This window comes from Actinoplanes sp. NPDC000266 (genome assembly GCF_042899005.1).
Lineage (GTDB): Bacteria > Actinomycetota > Actinomycetes > Mycobacteriales > Micromonosporaceae > Actinoplanes.
This window is the reverse complement of the sequence record NZ_JBIAZI010000004.1, coordinates 695,074-708,366: the sequence shown is the minus strand read 5'-3', so window position 1 is coordinate 708,366 and position 13,293 is coordinate 695,074. Positions and strand designations below refer to the sequence as shown.

The 13,293-nt window shown below is 70.1% G+C and carries 12 protein-coding genes; 3 read left to right on the top strand and 9 right to left on the bottom strand.

Annotated elements, in window-relative coordinates; translation table 11 throughout:
• Positions 1–39 precede the first annotated feature (39 nt).
• Positions 40–1,041 (bottom strand): glycosyltransferase family 4 protein, encoded by a 1,002-nt coding sequence (locus ACFY36_RS19790; RefSeq protein WP_499747564.1) that lies wholly within the window; start codon positions 1,039–1,041, stop codon positions 40–42.
• An 82-nt stretch (positions 1,042–1,123) separates the two neighbouring features.
• Here ACFY36_RS19790 and ACFY36_RS19785 point away from each other — a divergent pair, with 82 nt between their 5' ends.
• Positions 1,124–2,815 carry a glycoside hydrolase family 13 protein gene (locus tag ACFY36_RS19785; protein ID WP_499747422.1) on the top strand — a complete coding sequence of 564 codons (1,692 nt, stop codon included), beginning with the start codon at positions 1,124–1,126 and terminating at the stop codon, positions 2,813–2,815.
• 433 nt (positions 2,816–3,248) lie between these two features.
• Here ACFY36_RS19785 and ACFY36_RS19780 read toward each other — a convergent pair whose 3' ends face one another.
• Both ACFY36_RS19780 and ACFY36_RS19775 read right to left on the bottom strand, forming a co-directional pair.
• Complete coding sequence (locus ACFY36_RS19780) at positions 3,249–3,395, bottom strand: hypothetical protein (RefSeq protein WP_498690878.1); 147 nt, start codon at positions 3,393–3,395, stop codon at positions 3,249–3,251.
• Positions 3,396–3,452: 57 nt separating this feature from the next.
• Positions 3,453–5,006, bottom strand: a complete 1,554-nt coding sequence (locus tag ACFY36_RS19775; RefSeq protein ID WP_499747421.1) for a CocE/NonD family hydrolase — start codon at positions 5,004–5,006, stop codon at positions 3,453–3,455.
• Between the two features lie 50 nt (positions 5,007–5,056).
• On the opposite strand from ACFY36_RS19775, the gene ACFY36_RS19770 reads away from it, so the two are divergent.
• Positions 5,057–5,683 carry a TetR/AcrR family transcriptional regulator C-terminal domain-containing protein gene (locus ACFY36_RS19770; RefSeq protein WP_499747420.1) on the top strand — a complete coding sequence of 209 codons (627 nt, stop codon included), beginning with the start codon at positions 5,057–5,059 and terminating at the stop codon, positions 5,681–5,683.
• On the opposite strand, the gene ACFY36_RS19765 is transcribed toward ACFY36_RS19770, so the two are convergent.
• On the bottom strand, positions 5,673–6,038 hold the full coding sequence (locus ACFY36_RS19765) for a VOC family protein (RefSeq protein WP_499747419.1): 366 nt from the start codon (positions 6,036–6,038) through the stop codon (positions 5,673–5,675). The two genes, ACFY36_RS19770 and ACFY36_RS19765, sit on opposite strands and share 11 nt — an antisense overlap.
• A 73-nt stretch (positions 6,039–6,111) precedes the next feature.
• Entirely contained in the window at positions 6,112–8,079 is a 1,968-nt protein-coding gene (locus tag ACFY36_RS19760; RefSeq protein ID WP_499747418.1) for a peptidoglycan recognition protein family protein, read from the bottom strand.
• A gap of 188 nt (positions 8,080–8,267) precedes the next feature.
• Between ACFY36_RS19760 and ACFY36_RS19755 the strand changes: the two genes are divergently transcribed.
• Positions 8,268–10,550: a putative bifunctional diguanylate cyclase/phosphodiesterase gene (locus ACFY36_RS19755; RefSeq protein ID WP_499747417.1), complete on the top strand. Its 2,283-nt coding sequence runs from the start codon at positions 8,268–8,270 to the stop codon at positions 10,548–10,550.
• Here ACFY36_RS19755 and ACFY36_RS19750 read toward each other — a convergent pair.
• From ACFY36_RS19750 to ACFY36_RS19735, 4 genes are read right to left on the bottom strand one after another with little or no spacing between them, the layout of a single operon-like run.
• Complete coding sequence (locus tag ACFY36_RS19750) at positions 10,529–11,065, bottom strand: dihydrofolate reductase family protein (RefSeq protein ID WP_499747416.1); 537 nt, start codon at positions 11,063–11,065, stop codon at positions 10,529–10,531. The genes ACFY36_RS19755 and ACFY36_RS19750 overlap by 22 nt on opposite strands.
• Positions 11,066–11,117: 52 nt before the next feature.
• A complete protein-coding gene (locus ACFY36_RS19745; protein WP_499747415.1) occupies positions 11,118–12,050 on the bottom strand; it encodes a sugar kinase in 933 nt (310 codons plus the stop codon).
• Entirely contained in the window at positions 12,047–12,682 is a 636-nt protein-coding gene (locus ACFY36_RS19740; protein ID WP_499747414.1) for a bifunctional 4-hydroxy-2-oxoglutarate aldolase/2-dehydro-3-deoxy-phosphogluconate aldolase, read from the bottom strand. Before ACFY36_RS19740 ends, ACFY36_RS19745 begins: the two co-directional genes overlap by 4 nt.
• Positions 12,679–13,272 (bottom strand): hypothetical protein, encoded by a 594-nt coding sequence (locus ACFY36_RS19735; protein WP_499747413.1) that lies wholly within the window; start codon positions 13,270–13,272, stop codon positions 12,679–12,681. The genes ACFY36_RS19740 and ACFY36_RS19735 overlap by 4 nt, the downstream gene beginning before the upstream one ends.
• Between the last annotated feature and the right edge of the window lie 21 nt (positions 13,273–13,293).

Sequence of the window (13,293 nt, the reverse complement as noted above, 5' to 3'; positions counted from 1 at the left end):
ACCCCCGATTGCGCTCAATTCGCAATTTGACGTTAACATTCAGCTGACGATTTTGCGGTAAATGGTCAGATAGTCCTCGACCATCCGGTCGGCCGAGAAGCGCTCACGCGCCCGTTTCGCGCACGCCACGCGGTCGAAACTTCCGATCTGTCCGACTGCTGCGACCGCTTCGTCGATGTTTGCGACCAGCTGTCCGGTCACGCCCTCGTCAATGACCTCGGGCATGGATCCTTTGCGGTACGCGATGACGGGCGTCCCGCACGCCATCGACTCGACGACCGAGAGGCCGAACGGCTCGGCGAAGCGAATCGGATGGAGAAGCGCCAGTCCGGAGCCGAGGATCGCGCCGCGCTCGTCCGGGCCGACCGAGCCGAGATAGACGACCCGGTCCCCGTCGATCCGCGGCTCCACGCGCTCGGTGAAAAAGCGCCGGTCCTGCACGATCCCGCAGATGATCAGCCGCCGGCCCGCCCGCTCGGCGATGTCGATGGCCAGATCGGTGCCCTTGTCCGGGTGGATGCGCCCGAACAGGATCAGGTCGGTCCGTGGCTCGAGCTGGACCGGGAGCCCGTCCAGGTCGATGCCGTGGTGCACGGTGGCCAGATAGTCGAGGTCGGGGGAGCGGTCGCTGTCCGAGATCGCGACGAAGTGCGACCGGGCCCGGCGGTACGCCGGGAGGATGTTCGCGCCGGAGAAGCCGTGGATGGTGGTGACCATCGGGGCCGCGCAGTGCTGCGAGAAGGCCAGCGGCAGCCAGTCCAGGTGGTTGTGGACCAGGTCGAACTCGCCCGAGCGGGCCAGCGCGTGCCCCACGTGCAGGGCCTCCCAGACGCGGCCGTCGATCTCGTCGTTCTCCTCGTACCCGCTCGGCGCGACACCGTCGAGGGTGGCCTTGGTGATCGAGTCGAGGCTGGCGAACAGCGTGACGTCGACCCCGCGGGCCACCAGCCCCTCGGTGATCAGACTGGTGATCAGCTCCCAGGGCCCGTAGTGCAGCGGCGGCGTACGCCAGGCGATCGGCCCCAGCATGGCGACCTTCACGACAAAGGCCACTTTTTGGTAGTTAACACGTGCTTAGTATGCCCAGCGGTCGGAGCCGGCGTTCTCGTGTTAGACAACACGCATGACGGATCTCTGGTGGAAGAGCGCGGTCGTTTACCAGATCTACCCGCGCAGCTTCGCCGACGCCGACGGCGACGGCATGGGCGACCTGCGCGGCATCATCGAACACCTGGACCACCTGGCCGGTCTCGGCGTCGACGTGCTCTGGCTCTCGCCGATCTATCCGTCCCCGCAGGACGACAACGGCTACGACATCAGCGACTACCAGGACATCGAGCCGATCTTCGGCACCCTGGAGATCTTCGACGAGCTGCTGGCCGGCGCGCACGCCCGCGGCATGAAGCTGATCATGGACCTGGTGGTGAACCACAGCTCCGACGAGCACCAGTGGTTCGTCAACAGTCGTTCCAGTAAAGACAGCGCGAAACGCGACTGGTACTGGTGGCGTCCCGCCCGCGAGGGCCTGGAGCCCGGCACCCCCGGCGCCGAGCCGACCAACTGGGGATCGGCGTTCGGCGGCTCGGCCTGGGAGTACGACGAGAAGAGCGGCGAGTACTACCTGCACCTGTTCTCGAAGAAGCAGCCCGACCTGAACTGGGAGAACGACGAGGTCAGGTCGGCCGTCTACGAGATGATGAACTGGTGGCTCGACCGGGGCGTCGACGGCTTCCGGATGGACGTCATCAACATGATCTCCAAAGACACGTCCCTTCCGGACGGCCGCCTCACGGCCGGTTCGTCGTACGGGGACGGCTCACCGGCGTACATCAATGGTCCTCGCATTCATGAGTTCCTCCAGGAGATGCACGCGAAGGTCTTCGCCGGCCGCGACGCCATGCTGACCGTCGGCGAGATGCCCGGGGTGACGGTCGACGAGGCGAAACTGTTCACCGACCCGGCCCGCGGCGAGGTCGACATGGTCTTCCAGTTCGACCACGTGTGGGCCGACCGCGGCGACGACCCGTGGCTGCTGGTCCCGCTCCAGCTCACCAAGCTGAAGGCGATCTTCAACCGCTGGCAGGCGGGCCTGGCCGAGGTCGGCTGGAACAGCCTCTACTGGAACAACCACGATCAACCCCGGGCGGTCTCCCGCTACGGCGACGACAGCCCCGCCCACCGCGTGGCGTCGGCCAAGATGATCGGCACGGTGCTGCACCTGCACCGCGGAACGCCCTACATCTATCAGGGCGAAGAGCTGGGAATGACGAACTTCCCGTTCCGTACGATCGCCGACTTCCGCGACATCGAGGCGCTGGGCCACTACGCGCAGGCGGTGGACCGCGAGGGCCGGACACCGGAGGAGGTGCTGACGGTCCTGAGAGCGAGGGGCCGGGACAACGCCCGGACCCCGATGCAGTGGGACAATTCGCCGAACGCGGGCTTCACGACGGGCACGCCATGGCTGGCGGCGAACCCGAACTACCCGGAGATCAACGCCGAGGCCCAGCACGACGACCCGGACTCGGTCTACCACTACTACCGCCAGCTGATCGAGCTGCGCCACAACGAGCCGGCCGTGGTGGACGGCGACTTCACGATGCTGCTGGCGAACGACGAGCAGCTGTACGCGTTCACACGGCGCTGGGGCTCCACCGAGCTCCTGGTGATCGGCAACTTCTCGGGCGCCGAGGTGACAGCGGAGATCGACGGTTGGTCCGGCGCCGAGCTGATCCTGACAAACTTGCCGGCTCCCGCGCCGGGGAGTTTGACCCTGGCGCCGTGGCAGGCCGTGGTCTATCGCCGGACTGTCTAGCGAGCACCGGCGCCGACTGCCCCGTCGAGGTGCTTCGCCGGAGCCGCACAGCACGGTTTCGGCGATCGCCTGCGGTTGTCCACAGGCGGTCTGCTGTCCACAGGGGGCCCGCGCGATCTCGCGCTTTTCCGTCAGACTGTCGCAGGACGGGGGCCCCAAGGGAGGGCGGGGTCTGTCGTGGGGAGTCCCGGCGCAGCAGCGTTCAGTTCCGAGCTGATCGCCGGCGCGCCGGACGGACTGGACTCGACGATCGTCCTGACCGGTGGACCACGGCGCACTGGCTCGCGTGCGTCCTCCCGGCCCGTGGGCCGCTCTTCGGCTTTCTCCCGGCCGCGGCGGTCGTTGTGGACAGCTCGGCCCGGTGACCGTCAGCGGGCCGACGGCACTGACGGCCGTCGACCATGGGCGGTCGGCAATGGTGAGCCCTGCGATGTCAGCTGGTGATCGTGTCCCACGAGTAGCCGAGCAGGGCGAAAGCCGCGCCCAACAGGGCGAGACTCACCCCGCGGGAGCTGATCGGCAAGGCCGCCAGCACGAGCAGGATGACCGCGATGAGATAGAAGACGCCCTGGATGGACATGAATGCTCCTCGATCCGTGGGGATGGCGGCGGCGAGATACCCCACGGGCCGTGAGCGCTAAACCATGGTCACGTTCAGGGTCGCCGCGCGGATCGTCGTCTCGGTCGGCACCATGCGGGTGGCCGGGCCGGGTGGTTCGCCCGTGCCGTAGTTGCGCAGGAACCGGGGGTGGGCGCCGCCCGCCACCAGCAGGCGCAGGCGGTGGCCGGGGCGGAACACGTGCGCGGCCGGGCCCATGTCGACCGGTGCCGGGCCGTCGCCGGGTGGGATGCGGGTCAGGCCGTCGCAGATGTTGATCGAGCGGCCGGTGGGGTCGACGTCGCAGAGGCGGACGAACAGGTCGCCGCTCGCGGACGTCGTGGTCGCGTCGACGGAAGCCGTCACCGGGCCCATGATTGTCAACGCGCCCTCGAGCGGCTCCCCGGTGAACAGCAGCACGTCGGTGCGCTTCTCCAGGTCGGCGTTGTCGACCTGGCCCTGTGTCGGTGACTGGAGCGGGCCGCCGATGGACGGCGTCGGGTCGGCCGGGTCGTACCTGAACGTCGCCGGCTCGGTGACCATCTCGATGGCGGAGGTGGACACCCCCGGTGGCGGCCACGACGGGAGGTCGCGCCATTCGCCGGCGCCTCCTACGTGGACCCGTACGGCATAGGGGGAAGGCTCGCCGCGCAGCCGGCGGAGAGCCTGCGAGAAGATCTCCGGCCAGCCCTTCTCCAGGCTGGAGGTGTGGGTCCAGGGGCCGATCAGCAGGTCGGTGTCGCGGCCGGCCGCGCGCAGGCGGGCGTGCTGGTCGAGGGTCTGGCCGATGCTGAGGTCCCACCAGCCGGTGCAGAGGCTGACCGGGACCTCCATGGCGCCGGCCACCTCGGTCATGTCGGTGTCGCGCCAGAACTCGGGCTCGGGATGGGCCAGCCACTCCTCGAACGCCGGCCGGCGGCCCCCGAGCACCCGCGGATAGGCGTCGAGGAGTGGCAGGTCGTGTGTGGCCCGGCGGAGCCGGAACTTCAGGCGCAGCGCCGCCCGCAGCAGATCGCCGCTGGTCAGCGCGGACGACTGGAACAGCGCGAGGCCGCCCACGAGGGCCCGTTCCAGCCCGAACGCGCCGCCCTTCCAGAAGAAGTCGTACGGGTCGTTGTGGCCGACCTGCTGCACGGCGCCGCGCCACTCGGGCGGAGGATCAAGGGCCAGGGCCGATTGGGTGTACGCCATGTAGCTCGCCCCGACCGTGTAGAGCTCCCCGGTGAACCAGTCCTGCTTGCGGAGCCACTCGACCGTGGCGCGGCCGTCGGCGGTCTCGTGGCCCCAGGCGCGGAACGTGCCGCCCGAGCCGCCGGCGCCGCGGGTGCTCTGCAACAGCACGTGGAAGCCCTGCTCGGCGAAGAGCGCACCGTAGAAGTAGTTCCAGGGAAAACCGCTGCGCACGTACGGGGCGCGAACCATCACGGTCGGGCAGGGCTCGCCGGTGACCGGCGCGTAGTGGTCGGTCAGCATCGGGCTCCCGTCGGCGGCGGGCACGGCCAGGCCGGTCTCGCGGCGGACGTCGTAGAGGGCGGGTGGTCCGTTGCGGGTCCGCCGTCGCAGCAGGCGGAGGAACAGTGGCAATCTTTCCATCGGGCGACCCTCATTTCCGTACGTCGTACTAGAAATAATAGGAGGCATCGATGGCTCGCGGAAGACCGCCGTCGCACACGCGTGACCAGGTGGTGGACGCGGCGGTCGCCATCGCCGACGCGGAAGGGCTGTCCGCGGTCACCATGCGCCGGGTCGCCACGGAGATCGGGGCGGGGGCGATGTCGCTCTACACGTACGTCCCCACCAGGGATTTCCTGATCGACCTGATGGTGGACCGGGTCGGCGGCACGGCCGCGCGGGCCGAGCTGACGGGAGAGTGGCGAGCCGATCTGCTGGCCATCGCCGGATCGCAGCGGGCGCTGATGTTGGCACATCCGTGGCTGCCGTCGGCCCTGCCGAACCGCAGCCTCACCGGTCGCAACACCCTCGCCTATCTGGAGCGGGGGCTGGCCGCGCTCGCGCCGACCGGGCTCGACGGAGCGACCCGGCTGGAGCTGATCGCCCTGGTGACAGGCTTCGTGGCGTCGTTCGTGACGTCCGAACTGTCGGCCGGGGTCCCGCAGGTGACCGAACCCGTGACGGCGGCGGAATTCCCCCACCTCGTGGCCGCGTTCGCCGAGGGCGCGCCGGCGCGGGAGCCGAGCTTCGAGCGCCTGGCGGCCTGGATGATCACGGGCCTGGTCACCCAGGCCCGTGATCACGGAACTAGCTCTTGATACAGATGTCGAACGGCTGACCGGACGGGTCGAGCAGCACCCGCCAGCGGTCCGGCTGCGGCTGCTCGGCCGGCTTGGTGGCGCCCAGCGCGAGCGCCTGCTCCTCGGCCTTGTCCAGGTCCTCGACGTAGAGGTCGAGGTGGTAGCGCTTGGGCGCGCTCTCCTGGGGCCAGCCCGGCCCGGAATAGCCGGGCACCCGGCCGAAGCCGAGGCTGGCCGAGCCGTCGCCGATCATCGCGTACTCGTCCGCGCTGTGCAGCACCTTCCAGCCCAGCACCTCGGAGTAGAACCTGGCCTGCGCGGCCGGGTCGGCCGCGTCCAGGTTGATCATTGCCAACGTCGCGAATCCACTCATGGCAAGGATCCTTCCCGCCGTGCCTGACACCTTCTGTCAGTTATCACTTCAGGCTGTGTCTCTTCGGGCTGTGTCACTTCAGATAGGCCAGACCGTCGACGGCGACACCGGGACGTCCGGCGGTGCCTTCGACCTCGACCCGTACGGTGTGCTCGCCGCTGCCGGCCCACCAGCGCGACCAGACGGCCTGGCGGTTGAGCGGGCCCGTCGCCTTGAGGTCGACGGTGCCCTGCGCCTGGTCGTCCACGAAGATCCGCACCTTCCCGGCCTTCGGCCCCCGGCTGAACACGACCGCGGCCGAGCTGCCGCTGAAGGTCCAGCTGGCGCTGCTCCCGGCGGTGGACGCGCCGAGCGCGGTGCCGCCCAGATAGGCCGGGTTGTTCAGGAGACGCCAGGTTCCGGTCCGCTGCGACGCGGCCTCGGAGAGGACCACAGGCGTACGGGTGACCGACGCGTTCACGGTGTTACGAGCGCGGTCACCGGCCACGATCGCGTAGGTGGCCGGTGCGCCCGCCCGAATGGTGAAGTTCCGGCTGGTCGTGGTGGTGAGCAGGTTCGTCCGCGTGGGCCTGGTGAGCCCGACGTAGATCAGGCCGCCCGGGTCGGTGGCCTTCCAGTCGAGGCGTACGGGAACGGTGGCGCCGACGGCCCCCGGCCGCAGCACGAGATCCGGCTCCTTGTCGAAGACGGGCGCCACCGAGTCGGCGTACACGCTGGTGGTGATCCCGGCGATGCGGCCCGACAGGTGCAGCGCCCGGATCGAGACGGTGTGCTTGCCGGGCGCGACGGTGAGCGAGGTGGTGCGGTGCGTGCCCGGCACGGCCGCGGCCAGCACTCCGTCGACGTAGATCTCGAAGCGATTGATGAGCGCGCTGGCGGTGCGCGTGTCCCAGCGGGGGGTGATGGTGCCCTTGGTGAACCACATTCCCCCGTACGGCCAGGTCCCGCCCATGCTCAGCAGCCGGAACCCGGCCGGCGCACCACCGGCGACGGCCCGAATGGCGGGAAGCTGCCGGTAGAGGGCATCACCGGGACAGTCGGTGCGCCCGGCGTCGCGATGCCCGGAGATCCGCCACATCTCGACCCGCGCCCCCTTGGGGTAGCGGTTGCTGCCGCCGGAGGTGAGCACGACCCGCCCGCTGGGCAGATTCCCGGCGGCCCCGAGCTTGTAGGCGGCGACGGTAGCGATGGCCCGGCGCACGGTCGCCGAAACACCGGACCCTCCATAGGTACCGATAGCGGCGATGGCACTGGCGTCAGTGTTGAAGCCCATGGTGTGAGCGCCGAGCACCGGCATCTGAATGCCGCCCCCACGCCCTTCGTAGATCGTCCCGCACTTGTCGACGAGAAAGTTGTACCCGATGTCATCCCAGCCCCGGCTACGAATGTGATAGCCCTGGATCCCCCGGATGATGGACGCGGACTGCGAACAGGAGTAACTGTTCCCGGTCGCGGTGTGGTGCACGAAGAACTCCTGAATGGCCCCCGTGTACTCGGGCTTCCCGCGCACGATCCCTTCGTTGGCCCCCCATTGAGCCCGAGTGACCATACGAGGCACAGGCCGAACGGGAATCACCACCGCCGCCCCCCTCCGAGCCGCCACCCGAGGAGCGCTCTCCGTCGCGGGCGGCGACGGCGCTGTGCCCGGGTTGAGCAGGTCTACTCGCAGGTCGGCCGGAAGTGGGGCGTCGGCGCCGACCACCTGGGCCTCCAGGCCGTTCGACGGGCCTACCCACAGCGGGTCCGTCGAGCCTCGGCGATCGGCGGGGGAGACGCTGTCGGCCTCCAGGGTCTGCCAGTTCGACCAGTGGCCGGTGTCGATGGCCCGGGTCCGGACCCGCACCGCGCCGCTCATCCTGATCGCCGGGTCCGACCACGTCACGCCGAGCAGACTGAACGGGGCGGTCTGCGGGCGCGAGACGGCGGAGCCGCTCAGAGTCACTGTCTGCAACTGCGGCGGCGCCGCTGGGTCGGCCGTGGCCGTGCCTCGCGGGATCAGCGTGCCCGCGGCTATCGTGAGCAGCGCCGTTGCCGCCCTCATCTTCGTCCGATTCCGGTGCACATGTCCCCCTGTGGTGCTGGTTCATCGGCCATGTGACACCTTGCCGGGCTACGCCGCGCTCGTCCGGGAAAGTCGGGAAATCCCCTGGGGTCTGGGGCCAAATGTCCGAACGGTTGGTGCATCACACCCGCTTTACAACCGGGGTTCCCCTGCCGATGAGCAAGGGCATGACCAACGCCCGCGGCCTCGGACCGTCCGCTGTGCGCCTGCACCTGGCGCTCGGCGCCGTGCTGCTCGCGGTCCTGGCGTTCGGCCCGGTCTGGGCGCAGACTCCGGCCTTCGTTCTGATCATGGTGCTGGGTGTCGTCGCCCTGCATGTCGGCCCCGGCCGGCTTCTGCCGGCCGACCAGCGGACGCCGTGGCGGCACATCCTCTACGCCGCCTACCTCTTCGTCATCGCCAGCGTCATCCGGGCCGCCGTTCCGAGCACGATGACCACCCCGCCGACCATGATGGCGCTCATCCCGAACGCTTTCGTCGTGCCGGCGTACCTCTTCCTCGGCTCCGCCTTCAGTGGCATGCTGCGCCGGCGGCGCGCGGCCGACGACGACCCGGCCCGCATCGACGCCCTGCTCGTCGGGCTGGCCGGCGCCTTTCTGACCTGGACCTTCGTCATCGCCCCGGCCGTCGACGACTCCGGCATGACGGTCATCCGGGTGGTCGACGCGTTCTTCCCGATCATCGACGTCGTGCTTCTCGTGCTGGTCGCCCAGCTCATGCTGGCCGGCGGCGCCCGCCAGCCCGCGCTGTGGCTGCTCGTGGTCGCCTCGGCCGACATGTTCGTGGCCGATCTGCTCTTCACGCTGCGCGACGCCGAGATGATCGCGGTGCCGCAGCATGTCGTGGACGTGCTCTTCGCCGCGATGTTCGTGGCCATTCCGGCCGCCGCGTTGCACCCGTCGATGCGTACGCTCACCCAGCCCCAGAAGATCGTCGTCCGTGATCTGAGCCGCCTGCGGCTGACCGTGATCGCGACCGTCATGATCGTGCCGACCGTGGTCGCCACCCTGATGCCGCTCGGCAGCCTCGCCAACAACCTGATCCGGGCCCTGCTGTGCGCGCTGGTCGTCCTGGCCGTGCTCGTGCGGGTGGTGCGCTCCAACAACTCCCGGGTCCGGGCCGAGCGGGCCAGCCGCCGCCGCGCCACCCACGACGCCCTCACCGACCTGCCCAACCGTGAACTGCTCTCGGACACCGTGGCCTCGTGGGCCGACCGCGTGACCGACGAGGGGCAGGAGATCAGCCTGCTCTTCATCGACCTCGACCGCTTCAAGATGATCAACGATCACTGGGGCCACGGCGTCGGCGACGAGCTGCTCTGCGAGGTCGCGGGCCGGCTCAGCGCCCAGGTCCGTACGCAGGACATCGTGGCCCGCATCGGCGGCGACGAGTTCGTGGTCGCCCTGGCCAGCCCGTCCCACCTGCGGCTGGCCGACTCGCTGGCCGAGCGCCTGCTGGTCGAGCTGGCCCGCCCGTTCAAGCTGTCGGTGGGCGAGGTGGTCATCTCGGCCTCGATCGGCGTGGCCAAGTCGTACGGCGGCGCGCACGCCCTGGAACTGATCCGGGACGCCGACACCGCCATGTACAAGGCCAAGGGCTCCGGCCGCAACGCCGTCGCGCTCTTCGACACGTCCCTGCGCGACCAGGTGCGCGACCGGGTCAAGCTCGAGCAGTCGCTGCGCGGCGCCGGCGAGCGCGGCGAGCTGGCCGTGCACTTCCAGCCCATCGTCGACGTGCGCACCGGTGACCTGGACGGCTTCGAGGCGCTGATGCGCTGGAATTCGGCCGAGCACGGTTTCGTACGCCCGGACGAGTTCATCCCGATCGCCGAGGAGACCGGCATGATCGTCGAGATGGGCGAGTGGCTGCTCCGCGAGTCGGTGCGCCAGCTCCAGGAATGGCAGAGCATGCGCCGCCCCGGCGACCGCCAGCTGCACGTGTCGGTGAACGTGGCGGTCCGCCAGCTGCGCGACGGCTCCCTCGTCAACATCGTCGACGAGGTGCTGCGCGAGACCGGCCTGGCCCCCTCGAGCCTCTGGCTGGAGATCACCGAGTCCGGCGTCATGGAGGACATCGAGACCGCGCTGCTCACGCTGAACGCCCTGCACTCGCTGGGCGTGGTGCTGTGCATCGACGATTTCGGTACGGGCTACTCGTCGCTGAGCTACCTGCACCGCCTCCCGGTCGGCATCGTGAAGATCGACCGTGCCTTCATCTCCCGCATCGGCGACGCCGGCGGCGACGAGCCCATCGTGCGGGCCGTCCTGGCCATGACCCACGCCATGGGCCACCGGGTGGTCGCCGAGGGCGTCGAGACCCAGTCACAGCGCGACTGGCTGCACGGCCAGGGCTGCGACCTGATCCAGGGCTGGTTCTACGGCAAGGCCGACCGCCCGGAGAACCTGACCCACTGGATCCGCCCGCAGCCTCAGGAGGCCGTCAGCGCGTAGTGGGTCAGAACGCCTCCGGAGGGCGTGGGACGGACGTCGCGCAGGGCCCATTTGCTCGCCAGGCCGTCGAGCAGGTGGCGGCCGCCGGCGGGAACGGTGGGCGCGACGACCAGGCGGAGCTCGTCGACCAGGCCGGCGGCGAGCAGGGAGCGGGACAGCTCGATGCTTCCGTGCAGGCCGATGTCGCCGCCTTCGCGGGATTTCAGATCACGGACGACGTCAACGGCGGTTTCCCGTACGACTGTGGTCCCGGCCCATTCGACGTCCGGTTCCTTGGCCGTGAAGACGTACTTGGGAACGCTGTTGATGAAATCGGCGAAGGGCTGGATGTCCGAGACCGGCCAGTAGGGCGCCCAGTCGTCGTACGTCCGCCGGCCCAGCAGGACGGCGTCCTGCGTGCCGATGACGGCGGCCAGATTGTCGTCCATGACCTGGTCGAAGTCGAACAGCCACTGGTCGGGGTGCTCGGCCACGCCGTCGAGGGACAGCAGCGAGTAGAGGACCACCTTGCGCATCGCGAAAACCTCCCGGTCGGTGTGGTCGTCAGACTCACCGGAGGGCCGGTTCTCATCGGTGCACGTCGTCGCCCGTCAGCGCGGTCAGCTCGGCTCGCGTGGGCGCGCCCTCGCAGTCACCCGGGACCGTGACGGCGAAGGCGCCGGCCGCGATCGCCGTGGCCAGGCGGGCCGCCGGAGTCGCGCCGGTCAGGCGGTCGGCCAGATAGCCGGCCACGAAGGCGTCGCCGGCGCCGACCGGGTCGACGACCGTCACCGGCAGGACCGGCAGCTCGTGCCGTTCGCCGTCGATCAGGGCGCGGCAGCCGCGGGCGCCGTCCTTGACGATCACCTCGGACGGTCCCAGCTTGGCCAGCGAGCCCAGCAGGTCGTCGGTGTCGACGAACAGCTCGGCCTCCTCGGGCGAGGCGAAGACCACGTCGGCCCGGGAGACCAGGTCGCGCAGGACCGGGGCCGCGTCGAAGCGGTTCCACAGCTTCGAGCGGTAGTTGACGTCGACCGACACCGGCACGCCGGCCGCGCGGGCGGTCTCGATCGACTGGAAGACGGCGGCCCGGGCTGTCTCGCTCAGCGCCGGCGTGATGCCGGTGACGTGCACGACGCCGGCCGCGGTCAGCTCGGCCGGTGGCACGTCGGCCGGGGAGAGACGCGAGCCCGCGCTGCCGGCCCGGTGGTAGTCGACCTGGGCGAACTGGGCCGACCGCTTGTGGCGCACCATCAGGCCGGTGAAGGACTCGTCGGTGATCGCGAGGGTGCGTACACCCGCCGCCGTCAGACGCTCGGCGATCAGCGCGCCCGTCGCGTCGGGCCCGACCCGTCCCAGCCAGGTGGCCCGGCCGCCGAGCCGGGCGACGCCCACCGCGACGTTGCTCTCGGCGCCGCCGATGCCGAAGGAGAAGCCTTTGGCGTACGTCAACGGGCCGATGCCGTCCGCGGCGACCAGACCCATGGTCTCACCAAAGGTGAACAGACCCGGCCCTGTCATGAGCGGGCGAACGCGACCGCGCTGACCGCGTGCCGCGCGCGGGCGGCCAGGGCGTGCATGTTGCCGCCGGTCGCGGCGTCGCCGATCAGCGGGGAGCCGATGCCGACGGCCTTGGCCCCGGCGAACAGCCAGTCGGCGATGTCCTCGATCTTGATGCCGCCGGTGGGCATGACCGGGATCTGCGGCAGCGGCCCGCGGACGTCCCGCAGGAAGGAGGGGCCGAGACCGGCCGCCGGGAAGAGTTTCACCAGCTCCGCGCCGGCGCGCCAGGCGGCGTACATCTCGGTGGGTGTGCTTGTGCCCGGATAGAAGGGCACCTCGGAGGCGGCCACGAGCTCGGCGTCGACCACCGGCGAGACCAGGAACTCGGCGCCGGCGCCGACGGCGGCCTTGGCGTCGTCGGCGGTCAGGACCGTGCCGGCGCCGATGGCGACCGAGGACGGCAACTGGCGCCGGAGCCCGGCGATGGCCTCGATGGCGCCGCGCGAGGTCAGCGTGACCTCCATGGCGGTGATGCCGGAATCGACGAGGACCTCGGCGATGGCGGAGAAGTAGTCGGCGGAGGGTGCACGCAGGATCGCGACGATCCCGCTGCGGATGACGGCGGCGGTGGTTTCGCTCCTATCGGTCACGCCTGTAGATCCTGCCGGACATCGGCGGAACCCTCTAGAGGCCGGGCCTGTGGTTGCCGTCGCAGCAGTGATCGCCCGCGCCCGTTGAGCGGCGCCGCGCCGGAGGGCGGAGTGGCCTCTATCCGCAGCTCCTCGCGGATCGCCGCCTCGAACTGCTGCATCACGAGAGGCACCTGGGTCAGCAATTCGCGAAAATGAATCTGCGGTTGTACGCCGGGGACCGCGGCCGGGTTCATCTCGCCGTGCAGCTGCTGCAGGAGCACATGGACGGCCAGGGCGGCGCTGCGCACCGGCCCGGAGGCGAGCAGCCGCACCTGCATGAGCGCCGGGCCGACCTCGTCGACGTAGGCCAGCGGGGAGGCGGGCTTGGTCCCGGCGTCGTAGGCGGTGCGCAGGCTGTAGGTGTCGCGCTCGAAGACGGCGAGCAGGGCGACGTACGCCGCCTTGCGTTCCTCGTACCACCGCCGGGTGCGCCGCCGGCGACTGCGCAGGTAGTCGTTACGGGCGGTCACGAGCTGGACGGTCGCGGCTCCGGCCAGGGCGAACACGGCGGCGATGAGGGGTAGCCCCCACCACGGGATCTCAGACACGCGATAACGGTATCGACGCCG

Bases quoted from the DNA above. Each gene is read 5' to 3' on its own strand.
- ACFY36_RS19775 (WP_499747421.1), bottom strand. From the start codon at position 5,006: ATGGAAAGATTGCCACTGTTCCTCCGCCTGCTGCGACGGCGGACCCGC.
- ACFY36_RS19770 (WP_499747420.1), top strand. From the start codon at position 5,057: ATGGCTCGCGGAAGACCGCCGTCGCACACGCGTGACCAGGTGGTGGAC.
- ACFY36_RS19780 (WP_498690878.1), bottom strand. From the start codon at position 3,395: ATGTCCATCCAGGGCGTCTTCTATCTCATCGCGGTCATCCTGCTCGTG.
- ACFY36_RS19760 (WP_499747418.1), bottom strand. From the start codon at position 8,079: ATGAGGGCGGCAACGGCGCTGCTCACGATAGCCGCGGGCACGCTGATC.
- ACFY36_RS19785 (WP_499747422.1), top strand. From the start codon at position 1,124: ATGACGGATCTCTGGTGGAAGAGCGCGGTCGTTTACCAGATCTACCCG.
- ACFY36_RS19765 (WP_499747419.1), bottom strand. From the start codon at position 6,038: ATGAGTGGATTCGCGACGTTGGCAATGATCAACCTGGACGCGGCCGAC.
- ACFY36_RS19750 (WP_499747416.1), bottom strand. From the start codon at position 11,065: ATGCGCAAGGTGGTCCTCTACTCGCTGCTGTCCCTCGACGGCGTGGCC.
- ACFY36_RS19755 (WP_499747417.1), top strand. From the start codon at position 8,268: ATGACCAACGCCCGCGGCCTCGGACCGTCCGCTGTGCGCCTGCACCTG.
- ACFY36_RS19745 (WP_499747415.1), bottom strand. From the start codon at position 12,050: ATGACAGGGCCGGGTCTGTTCACCTTTGGTGAGACCATGGGTCTGGTC.